The following is a 10701-nucleotide window of genomic DNA, read 5'->3' as shown; positions in this document are numbered from 1 at the left end:
TACGAGGGCTTCCGCCCGGCACGCCGAGAGCACGCACCATACGCCGCGGGGCCCGCCCTCCGGGCGGACGACGGGACTTTGCGGACACGACCTAGTGGCCCGCCGCCCGCAGCTCGCCCACCACGCGCGTCGCCACCGGCACCGGTACCCCGTGCCGCTCCGCCGCGCGCAGCAACGCCCCGCCGATCGCGTCCAGTTCGAGGGGGCGGCCCGCCTCGGCGTCCCGCTGCATCGACGACTTGGTGGTGGGCGGGAAGGAGTCATGGCGGGCCAGGATCCCGGCCGGGTCGACGGGGGCTCCGCAGGCCCGGCTGACGGCCGCCGTCTCCTCGACCAGGGACGTCAACTCCTCGCGGTGGCGCGTGCGTACGTCGCCGATGGGGAGGGCGTGGCGGGTGGTCAGCAGGGCGAAGGGCGCCAGCAGGCTCATCTTCGCCCAGAGAGCCGCTGTTTCCTCGGGGAGGACGCGGGTGGTGGGGCCCGCGTCGTCGAGGGCACGCGCGAGGGTGTCGAGGCGGTCACGGGGGACGGTGTCGCCGGCGAGGTCGATCTCGGCGAAGGGGGTGCCGTGATCGATCTCCCCCGGTGCGACGCGGGTGGACTCGGCCCGGATGACGGCGGGGGCGACCCGGTCGGGGCGGTAGCGGGCGCGCAGCGTCCGCGGGTGTTCGACGCCGTTCAGGAAGGGCACGAGCAGGGCGTCGCCGAGCGCGGCGGGCGGGACGCGGGTCAGGGCCTCGTCCAGGGCGGTGGCCTTCACCGCGATCAGGCAGGCGTCGACCGGTTCACGCAGCTCGGTGTCCGCCTCGACCTGGACCGTGAAGTCGCCGAAGGGGCCGCTGCGGACGTGGATTCCGCTCTTCCGCAGGGTCGCGGCGGTCTCGTCGCCGGCCAGGCAGATGACGCGGTGGCCTGACCTGGACAGGAGTGCGGCGAGCAGGCCGCCGATACCGCCCGGGCCCAGTACCGCCACGGTGAGTTCGTTCTTCGCCGTCATGCGAGTCCTCTCGTCGGTCGGCCCCGGATCGGTGGCCGCCTCGACGTGATCATGGCAGACATACCCCGTCCGGGGGGAGACTGTGAGGCATGTGCCGCAGCATCAAGACGCTTCGCCCGCCCGCCCTGCCCGAGGAGGCCACGCAGGAGGAGATCCGCGCCGCCGCCCTTCAGTACGTCCGCAAGGTCTCCGGCTTCCGCGCCCCGGCCGCCCACAACCGCGAGGTCTTCGACCGCGCCGTCGACGCGGTCGCACAGGCCACGGCCGACCTGCTGGCCGGACTGGAGGTACGGGGGCAGAGCGCCGCCCGTCAGGCGGGCTGAGGGCCCGGCGAGGCGGCTAGCTCCTCCACTGCCTGAAGGGCGTGGGAGGTGCCCCCACCCCCCGCACCGGCCGAAACCCCAAGTACGTCCGGTACGAGGGCTTTCATCCGGCATTCCCCCAGCCTTCGGCCGGGGCACCCCCGGAGCACGCACCGGACGCCGCGGGCACCGCACAGGGCTTTCGAAACTCCCCTCAGGCCGGTCTCCGCCGTACCAGATACGTGGCCACCGCTCCCGCCGCGAACAGCGCCCCCACCGACACCGCCGCCGCCAGCCATGTCGCGCCCAGCCACTGGGCGCCCAGATAGCCGAGGGCCACGCTGTAGACCGCCCAGGCGAGGCCCGCCAGCGCGGACCAGGGGAGGAAGTCGCGGGCGCTGCGGTGGGCGGCGCCCGCGCCGAACGAGACGAGCGAGCGGCCGGCGGGGGCGAAGCGGGCCAGGACGACCAGGGCGCCACCGCCTCGGGCCAGAGCCGCGCCGAGACGTTCCTGCGCCGCCTGCAGGCGGCGGGAGCGGGCGAGGGCGCGGTCCAGTCGGGCGCCGCCGCGCCTGGCGAGGCGATAGGCGACCAGATCGCCCAGCACGGAGGCCGTCGCGGCACACAGCGTCAGGGCCAGGATGTCCGGGACGTCGTCGGGGACCCGTCCGGTCGCCGCGCCCGATCCCGCGGCCGCCGCCGTCGCCGCCGTGATCACCAGGACGCCGCTGGGCAGGACCGGTACGAAGACGTCCAGCAGGACGGACAGAGCCACGACCATGTAGATCCATGGGGCCGCCGTAAGTGAACCGACATCCGCAAAACCCTCCAGCACCGCAACTCCCCCGTCGACCCCCGTGGCCAGACCGTGCCGCGATGTCGCGGGGAGCGGCAGGAGCGGCCTATGACAGCCATACAGCGTACGCCGGGGATGTGACAGAAGATTCGTGGGGGGCTCGTGTGTTCGGCACGGGATGTTCACCTTCCCGCCGAAACGCGAGGGCGCCCGTATCCGCTCGAACCACGCGGAGACGGGCGCCGGGCCACGAAAGGGGTGCCGTCGTGCACGGGCCGGAGGCGTCAGACGGCCACCGGCGCCTGGTCGGCCGCCGTGCGGTCCTGAGCCCCGGAGCGCTTGGCGAACAGGCGGTCCAGGCCGAAGGCGCCGGAGCCGGTGAAGATCAGCAGGAACATGGCCCAGCAGTACATCGCCGCGCCTTCGCCGTTGTTCTCGATGGGCCACAGCGCCTCGGGCTGGTGGACCTTGAAGTACGCGTAGGCCATGGCGCCGGAGGAGATGAACGCCGCTGCGCGGGTGCCGAGGCCGAGCAGGACCAGGCTGCCGCCGACGAGTTCGATCACGGCGGCGTACCAGCCGGGCCAGCTGCCCGCCTGCGCGGTCTGGCCCCCGAAGGTGCCGAAGAGCGAGTTGGCGCCGTGGCAGGCGAAGAGCAGGCCGACGACGATGCGGAACAGGCCGATGGCATAAGGCTGGGCGCTGTTGAGGCGTCCGGTCATGTGGGGGACTCCCTCGGTCTGATGACGGGCCGTTGCCCATGAGGAACGGCGCGGGGACGGATACTGCTCGGTAGCGCCCACGTTAGGTTTCCCTAATCAACACTTGCAAGTTCAACATTCGGCCAGGAGTTTGCCTCGATTTCCCCTGCGACCCCAGGGGACACCGCACGTAGCGCCGCTCGCGCCACCGCGTCCGCGTCCGAAAGAGTGACCGAATCCACACCTGGCCGCGCCCCGGCGGCGGTCACCCAGTGCACACCCTCCGTGGGCACGCCGAAGGCCAACCGCCGTGTGTGCGGGTTTCCCTGACGGTCAATCAGATGGTACGGCCGCTGTGTTACGTCGAGCCCACCCGTTTCGTAACCGTCCACGGTGTGCGGGCGGCACTGCCCCGTCTTCAGCAGCCGGGCCAGCAGCTCGTCGGCGCTGCGGCGCAGGTCGGTCTCCGGCAGGCGCGCCTCGACCAGTGCCGTCACCCGGACCGCCGAACCGGGCACCTCGGGGGAGTGCGCCACCCACGCCCCCGCGTCCTCCTGCACCTCCAGGCGGGGCCCGAGCACCTCCACCACGCCCGCCTCGATCAGTGCCACCAGCTCCTCCACCCGCCGCCTGGGCGGGCCGATGGACAGGAAGGCGTTGAGCGGGGTGTACCAACGGTCCAGATGCTCCCGGCGTGAGGCACCGGTCAGCCCACCGTGGTCGACGATCAGGCGCAGTTCGTTGCGCAGGTCGCGCAGGACGTCGAGGGCCGCCTTCAGCGGGCCGTGCACATTGCCCCGGGCGGCCTGTGCGGCGTCCTCGCGCAGATGGGCCAGCAGCCAGTCCCGCCACTGCCCCGGATCGGCGAAGACGCGTCCCGTATACGGTCGGGAGATCCGGTCCCAGCTCCAGCGCGCCCGCTCCGGCACCCCGAACTCCGTCAGCAGCGAGGCTTCCCGGGGGTCGCCGTGAGGGACGGTGAGGAAGCCCTCCAGGAAGCCGGGACGGCGGACCTGCGGTATCAGCGCCGTGTAGTACACCGTCTCCACCTCCTTCGCGACGAGCGGCCATATCTCCGCGAGGAAGTCGGGCGCCTCACCCGAGTCCGCGCGCTTGCGGAAGCCGGCGATCACCTCGGGCGTCAGGACGCGGGGGAGGTGGCGGCCGTAGGGCCCCTTCGCGTTGTCGCCGCGCGCCTGGTACGGGACGCCGCGCCGCGAACCGGCGTACAGACGGGGCTCGTCGCCGCGGGGCAGGTAGCGCAGCCCGCCGGGGCCCCTGGTGAAACGGCCGTCGCGGCCGGTCGTCAACAGGGCCAGGTGGTCGAAGAAGTTGAGGCCGAGTCCGCGCAACAGCACCGGCTCGCCCGGGGAGACGGAGGAAAGGTCGACGTCGGCCGGGTTGGCGGGGGCGACATGGCGCAGACCGTGGCGGTCGGCGTACTCGGCGAGACGGCGCTGGGTCGCGTCGGCCACCGTCGGCAGATGGCCCTGCGCCAGTACGACGGCGGACAGACCCGTCAGCACCCGGCCGTCGTCGAGGGTGAGGATCTGGCTGCCGTCGGGGGCGTCGGCGAGCCGTACCGCACGGGCCGCGTACGTCGTGACGCGTACGGAGGGCGGCGCCTCGCGCACCGCCTTCGCGAACACCCACTCCAGATAGCGGCCGTACTGGGCGCGGGTCGGGTACTCGTCCGGGCCGAGCGCGCCGGCCGCCCAGTCGTAGAGACTCGGGCCGGGCCGGATCGGGCCCGAGCAGTCCACACTGTCGTCGGTGAACAACGTGACCTGCGAGGACACCGTGTTCATCAGCAGTTCGGGCGACTGCGAGGTCCGCCACACCCGGCCGGGACCCGGTGGGGCGGGATCGATCACATGGACCGTCAGCCGAGTTGCGGGCGGGAGGAGTTCGGGTACGGAGGCACACAGGCGCTCAAGGACACTGGTGCCGCGGGGACCCGCGCCGACCAGGGCGACGGAGGCCGTGGGGGGCTCCGGGGTCGGGGCGGAGGTCGGTGCAGACAAGACGAGGACTCCCGGGCGTGGGGGGCGCGGCGGAGCGAGCCGTCGGGGCGTGAGCGGACGGTCCGGCTCATCATGCCGTCGGGAGAGGGGCCGACCGAGCCTCCGGGGCGGTGAGTGTGGGATGCGTCACGAGCATCACGTGCCACAGAGGCCATAACAGGCCACAAGCGGTCGGAACGCCCTGATTACGGGGCGAGTTCGGACTCCATGACCGTCCGCAGCCGCGCCCCCGCCCCCCGTACGCCCCGCGCCCGTTCCAGCGTGAGCCGTGCCGAACGCCCGCGCAGCGTCAGCGTCATGAGCTGGTTGCCGAACCACGGTCCGCCCGTCCTGCGCCAGTCGATCGGCGGCCGCGGACAGCCCCCGTGCGCGGCGAACCGCCGGCCGAGCGCCCGCGCCACCGCGCTCCAGCCGAAGCGGAAGCCGAACCGGATCGCCTGCGGGACGGCGTTGTGCACGGGTGAGCAGGTCAGCTGGAACACCCCGGCGTCGGGCCCGGCGCCGGCCGGCCACGTCGGCGCGGCCACGTACGCGTGATGCACGTCCCCCGACAGCACGCACACCGTCGCCGGTGCCCCGTCCCCGGACCCGGCCTCGGCGATCAGCTCCGCCAGCGCGTCGAAGGACGCCGGGAACGCCGCCCAGTGCTCCAGATCGGCCCGCCGCCGCAGCTTCTCCCCGAACCGCGCCCAGCGCTCCCCGCGCTCGCCCCGGCACAGGGCCGCGCTCCATGTCTCGACGTCGTGCACGAGGTGGGGCAGCAGCCAGGGCAGGGAGGTGCCGATGAGGAGGTGGTCGCAGGAGCCGGGGGCGTCCAGCGCCTGCTCGCGCAGCCACCGTGCCTCACCGGGGTCGAGCATGGAGCGCGCGTCCTCGTCGAGCACCCGGGCGGCCCGCGTGTCCACCATCAGCAGCCGTACCCGGCCGAAGTCGCGCCGGTAGCTCCAGCGGACCGAGGCCGGGTCGGCGTCCGCCCGGCAGGCGAAGGCGCGCAACAGGTCGGTGCCGTCGGGCACTTCGCGTACGGCGGCGTAGAGCGGGTCGGCGGCCAGCTCGGCCGGCGACAGGTTCCCCAGGTGCTGGTGCACCCAGTACGACATCAGGCCGCTCAGCAGCCGCTCCCGCCACCACGGGGTGGCCCGCATGTCGGCGAGCCAGGCCGCGGAGGTGTTCCAGTCGTCGATGACGTCGTGGTCGTCGAAGATCATGCAGCTCGGCACGGTGGACAGCAGCCACCGCACCTCGGGGTCGAGCCACGACTCGTAGTAGAGGCGGGTGTACTCCTCGTAGTCCGCGACCTCGTCGCCCGGCGGGTCGCTCAGGTCGCGCCGCCCGGCCAGCCAGCGCTTGGTCGCCTCGGAGGTCTCGTCGGCGTACACCTGGTCGCCCAGCAGGACGAGCACGTCCGGCCGTTCCCCGTCGGGATCGCCCGCCATGCGGGCCGCCAGCGTGTCCAGCGCGTCGGGGCCGACCGGGTCCTGCTCGCCCTCCGGGGGCGCCGCCCACCGGCAGGAGCCGAAGGCGAGGCGGACGGGATCGTGCTGGGCGGAGGTGCGGATGACCGACGGCGGGAAGGGCGAATCGGGCAGCGGCCATACGCGCGTGCCGTCGAGGTGGACCTCGTACGGCGTCGTCGTCCCGGGGGCGAGACCGGTCACCGGCACCAGGGCGTAGTGGTGCCCGGCGATCTGGAACGTGCGGGCCCGGCCGCCGGACCCGTCCGCACCGCGCACCTCGGCCGTGCACGGACGGCTCGTCTCGACCCACACGGTCGCGGACGAGCCGTCGGCATACCTCAGCAGTGGACCAAGCCGCAGTCCGGCCACGTGACCGCCCTCCTTCGTCGCCCCGTACGGTACGGAACGACGGAGGTGAGCGGCGAGGTTTCGCAGGTCACGGTTTGCCGAACTCCGCCGGTCACCGGTGGCTGCGGGCCGGGGGCGGGATCAGCAGCTCGCGAGGTGGTTCGTCAGCGCGGACTTCTCCGCCGAGTCGACCGAGAGGCCGTAGTAGTACTTCACCTGGACCCAGGCGCGGACGTAGGTGCAGCGGTAGGCCGTGCGCGAGGGCATCCACTGGGCCGGGTCCTGGTCGCCCTTGGCCTGGTTGACGTTGTCGGTGACGGCGATCAGCTGGGGCCGGGTCAGGTCGTTGGCGAAGGACTGGCGCCGCGAGGTGGTCCAGCCGTCGGCCCCGGAGTCCCAGGCCTCGGCCAGCGGGACGAGGTGGTCGATGTCGACGTCGGAGGCGGCGGTCCAGGTGGCGCCGTCGTACGGGGAGTACCAGCTTCCGCTGGTGGCGGCACAGGAGGAGTCGGTCACGACGCCCGAGCCGTCGCGCTTGAGGACCGTCTCGCGGGTGTTGCAGGCGCCGGACTGAGTGATCCAGTGCGGGAAGAGGTCCCGGTCGTAACCCGTGCGGTCCTCGGCGGCCACGGTGAGCTGGGCGAGGTAGCCGCGGGCGGTGGAGGCGCTGACCGGCGTGGGGAGGGCGGCGGCGGCGGTCGGGCCGTTGAAGAGCCCGACGGAGGCGATGACGCCGGTCAGCGCCGCGAGTATGCTGACGCGTCGACGCGCGTAGAACATGGTCATGCGAACTCCCTTGAGGGGTGGGGGTGTTGGCGTGCGGGCGTGGGAATGCTCGCGACGCCGCGTGGCGGGGAGATGTGCGTGTGGTGAGAAGTTAGTGACGCGTGCATGACATAACAAGATTTACGGCGAAACGATTTTGTATGCTGGGGGAAGCAGAAGGGGAGTAGCTCTTCGCCGGACCGTCGACATACTGCTCAGCTCGTCTGAGCCGGCGCCCGGAGGCGGACCTCGGTCACGGGGTCGGCCAGCGAGACCTTCGGCCAGCAGTGCACGCCCGTACCGCAGGGTGCGGGCGCCGAGTGTGCTGCCGTGCCGAGGTGTCGCGATGGCAGTGACCAAGCTCTCGGCGGGGCGGCCCGACCGATTGAGGAACCTTGATCAGCTTCACCGTCACAGCGGTCGTCTTCGGCGTCGTCTTCCTCGCCGAACTGCCCGACAAGACCGCGCTCGCCGGGCTCGTCCTCGGCACCCGCTACCGCGCCTCCTATGTCTTCGCCGGTGTCGCCGCCGCGTTCGCGGTGCATGTCGCGCTGGCCGTGGCGGCCGGCAGCGTGCTGACGCTGCTGCCGCAGCAGATCGTGCACGCGCTGACAGGTGTGCTCTTCCTCGGCGGCGCGGCCGTGCTGCTCATGAAGAAGGACGAGGACGAGGAGGAGATCCGCAAGCCCGAGGACCAGTCCTTCTGGAAGGTCTCCGGGGCCGGGTTCATGCTCATCCTGGTGGCCGAGTTCGGGGACCTGACGCAGATCATGACGGCCAACCTCGCGGCCCGTTACGACGACCCGCTGTCGGTCGGTGTCGGCGCGGTGCTCGCGCTGTGGGCGGTGGCGGGGCTCGGAATCGTCGGGGGCAAGGCGCTGATGCGCCGGGTGCCGCTGCGGCTGATCACGAAGGTGGCGGCGCTGCTGATGCTGGGCCTCGGACTGTGGAGCCTGTGGGAGGCCGTGAGCGGCTGAGCGGCCCAGCGGCCGAGCTGAACGTTCGGTGAACGGCCCGTGGGGGTGGTGGCGGTATGCCGCCGGGTTTTGTACCGTGGGGGAACAAAGTGGCTCCCGCCCGTTTTCCCTGACCGGCGGGCGGGACCACCTTGTCCCGCTTCCGGGGGGCCACCCTCATACCCCCGTACCCCTCGCCCTGGAGCTGCCGATGTCGGCCACCGCCGCGCCCACCGTGCTCACCGCCCGCGCCCTCCTGCTCGACATGGACGGCACCCTGGTCAACTCGGACGCCGTCGTGGAACGGATCTGGCGCCGCTGGGCCGAGCGGCACGGGCTGGACGGGGACGCGGTGATGAAGGTCGTGCACGGGCGGCAGGGGCACGCCTCGATGGCGCTGCTGCTGCCCGACCGGCCGATGGAGCAGAACCACGCGGACAACGCCCGCCTGCTCGCCGAGGAGACGGCGGACGTGGCGGGCGTGGTGCCCGTGCCCGGTGCGCCGGAGTTCCTGCGGTCGCTGCGAGGACTGCCGCATGCGCTGGTGACCTCGGCGGACGTCCCGCTGTCCACCGCTCGCATGGCCGCGGCCGGGCTGGAGCTGCCCGATGTGCGGGTGACCGCGGAGTCGGTGGGCGCGAGCAAGCCCGACCCCGAGGGGTTCCTGAAGGGGGCCGCCGAGCTGGGGGTCACGCCGGGGGAGTGCGTGGTGTTCGAGGACTCCGCGGCGGGCATCCAGGCCGGGCGGGCGGCCGGGATGCGGGTCGTGGGGGTCGGTGAGCGGGCCGGGGCGCACGGTCCGGACGTGCTGGTGCCGGACCTTCGGCAGGTGCGGGTGCAGGACGCCGGGGGCGGGTGGCTGCGGGTGTGCGTCGGCTAGGGTCTGTCGTTTGGATCATGCCGGCGTCGCGGGGCCTGGCACGCGCATCTGCCGCGTTGTCGTCGGTTGCCGACTCCCCCACTCTCGACTTCGCTCGACCGGGGGGACCCCCATCGCGTCGGCGCCCTCCTCCGCCTTGCAGCTGCACGCACCAGACCCCGCTCGGGTGGGCTGAGAGGCGTGGTTTCTCTCAGCCGACCTGATCCAAACGACAGACCCTAGGTCGGCTCCGGGTGGACGTCGGCCAGGGCTGTTGCGACTCTGCTCCACCCGGAGGGCGGGCCCGGCGCGTCATGGTGGGCAGGCCCCGGGCCGGCTCCTCAGGGCTCCCGTGTCTCCGCCTCCAGCCTCTCCCGCGTCACCGCGTCGTACACGCCGTACTCCTCCGGCTGCACGCCCCGGGCCCACTGATACCGCGCCACCGCCTCCTCGACGCTCTCGTTGTACGAGCCCTTGGCCTCCCTCGCGTAGAGACCGAGCTGTGTCAGGCGGAGTTCGAGTTCCAGGACCTCGGGGCCGCGGTCACCGCGGCGCAGGGTCGGCGGTGCGGTCTCCCGCGCCGGGGAGGACTGCTCCTGCGCCTCCGCGGCCCCGGACGGCGAGGGGGTGCTCGTGGCCTTCTCCGTCGCCGAGGTGGACGGCGACGGGGACGCGCTCGACCCGGACGGCGACGGCGAGGCGGAGGCGCTCCTCGTGGCGGACGGGGTCACCGGTGCCGGCGCCTGCCGCGGTGACGTCCCGGCCGGCGCCGGTGTCGGGGCCTCCTGGCTGGTCGGCGGGGCCGGCACGCTCGCCCGTACGTCCTTCGGCAGCGCCCTGTCCCGCGACGGCGTCTCGTACGCGAACAGGCCGCTGGCCAGTCCCGCCGCCGCCAGTACGGCCGCAAGCCCACCGCCGACCCCGAGCAGGACCGTACGGCCGCGTCGGCTCCCGGGCTCGCGCCCGCCGCCCTCGGCGCCGTACACCGCCGTCTCCGGCTCGAACAGGCTCAGGTCCCGCGCGTCAGGTGTGGTCCCCGTGGAGGACAGCGGGGTCGGCGGCGCGGCGGACGGATCGGCGGGTCGCCGCCCGGACGCCGGGCCGGCCGGTGGTACCGCCCGCAGAGGCATCGTTTCGCCGGGGTCGGCCTCCGGGGCGGCGCCCCGCTCCTGCTCGGTGCCGCCGTCCAGTTCCACGTATGGGCGAATGCGCAGCGGATCGAAGTCCTCCGCGGCGGCGGCCTCCGCCGTACGGGCGTCTCGCAGGGCCTCGGACACGCGTCGGCCGCAGCCGCACGACGGGGTGTTGTCGGCCGCTCTCGGCGCCCCGCACTCCGGGCACACACGGCCGTCCGGGCGCTCCGGGCCGTCCGGACCCCCGGCGTCCCCTGTTCCCCTCGGCTCGCTCACGTGTTCGTCCCTCCCCTCGCGAGCTCCCCAGATTATGCAGACGTTCCTCACGTCGTCTTCCCAACCCCCGGAACAAGTGATTCCAAA

At 73.0% G+C, this 10701-nt stretch carries 10 protein-coding genes; 3 read left to right on the top strand and 7 right to left on the bottom strand.

The window, feature by feature from the left end; genetic code table 11:
• Positions 1-91: 91 nt before the first annotated feature.
• Positions 92-997 (bottom strand): ketopantoate reductase family protein, encoded by a 906-nt coding sequence (locus ACWCPI_RS05175; protein ID WP_451036803.1) that lies wholly within the window; start codon positions 995-997, stop codon positions 92-94.
• Positions 998-1086: 89 nt separating this feature from the next.
• Here ACWCPI_RS05175 and ACWCPI_RS05170 point away from each other — a divergent pair, with 89 nt between their 5' ends.
• Entirely contained in the window at positions 1087-1320 is a 234-nt protein-coding gene (locus ACWCPI_RS05170; RefSeq protein WP_451036802.1) for a DUF2277 domain-containing protein, read from the top strand.
• A gap of 193 nt (positions 1321-1513) precedes the next feature.
• Here ACWCPI_RS05170 and ACWCPI_RS05165 read toward each other — a convergent pair whose 3' ends face one another.
• The 5 genes from ACWCPI_RS05165 to ACWCPI_RS05145 all read right to left on the bottom strand — a co-directional run bounded on the left by ACWCPI_RS05165 (position 1514) and on the right by ACWCPI_RS05145 (position 7411).
• A complete protein-coding gene (locus ACWCPI_RS05165; RefSeq protein WP_388800526.1) occupies positions 1514-2080 on the bottom strand; it encodes a DedA family protein in 567 nt (188 codons plus the stop codon).
• A 299-nt stretch (positions 2081-2379) separates the two neighbouring features.
• A complete protein-coding gene (locus tag ACWCPI_RS05160; RefSeq protein ID WP_451036801.1) occupies positions 2380-2817 on the bottom strand; it encodes a DoxX family protein in 438 nt (145 codons plus the stop codon).
• Positions 2818-2909: 92 nt separating this feature from the next.
• On the bottom strand, positions 2910-4820 hold the full coding sequence (locus tag ACWCPI_RS05155) for an FAD/NAD(P)-binding protein (RefSeq protein WP_451036800.1): 1911 nt from the start codon (positions 4818-4820) through the stop codon (positions 2910-2912).
• Between the two features lie 185 nt (positions 4821-5005).
• A complete protein-coding gene (locus tag ACWCPI_RS05150; RefSeq protein WP_451036799.1) occupies positions 5006-6646 on the bottom strand; it encodes an alkaline phosphatase D family protein in 1641 nt (546 codons plus the stop codon).
• 120 nt (positions 6647-6766) lie between these two features.
• Complete coding sequence (locus ACWCPI_RS05145) at positions 6767-7411, bottom strand: HNH endonuclease family protein (protein ID WP_451036798.1); 645 nt, start codon at positions 7409-7411, stop codon at positions 6767-6769.
• A gap of 374 nt (positions 7412-7785) precedes the next feature.
• On the opposite strand from ACWCPI_RS05145, the gene ACWCPI_RS05140 reads away from it, so the two are divergent.
• Both ACWCPI_RS05140 and ACWCPI_RS05135 read left to right on the top strand, forming a co-directional pair.
• Complete coding sequence (locus tag ACWCPI_RS05140) at positions 7786-8367, top strand: TMEM165/GDT1 family protein (RefSeq protein WP_451036797.1); 582 nt, start codon at positions 7786-7788, stop codon at positions 8365-8367.
• Between the two features lie 190 nt (positions 8368-8557).
• Positions 8558-9226: an HAD family hydrolase gene (locus ACWCPI_RS05135; RefSeq protein WP_451036796.1), complete on the top strand. Its 669-nt coding sequence runs from the start codon at positions 8558-8560 to the stop codon at positions 9224-9226.
• A gap of 320 nt (positions 9227-9546) precedes the next feature.
• On the opposite strand, the gene ACWCPI_RS05130 is transcribed toward ACWCPI_RS05135, so the two are convergent.
• Positions 9547-10614, bottom strand: a complete 1068-nt coding sequence (locus ACWCPI_RS05130; protein WP_451036795.1) for a peptidoglycan-binding protein — start codon at positions 10612-10614, stop codon at positions 9547-9549.
• Positions 10615-10701: the final 87 nt, after the last annotated feature.

The organism is Streptomyces sp. NPDC001920, from assembly GCF_053594495.1.
Note: the sequence above shows the minus strand (reverse complement) of the source record. Positions and strands in the feature narration are given on the sequence as shown.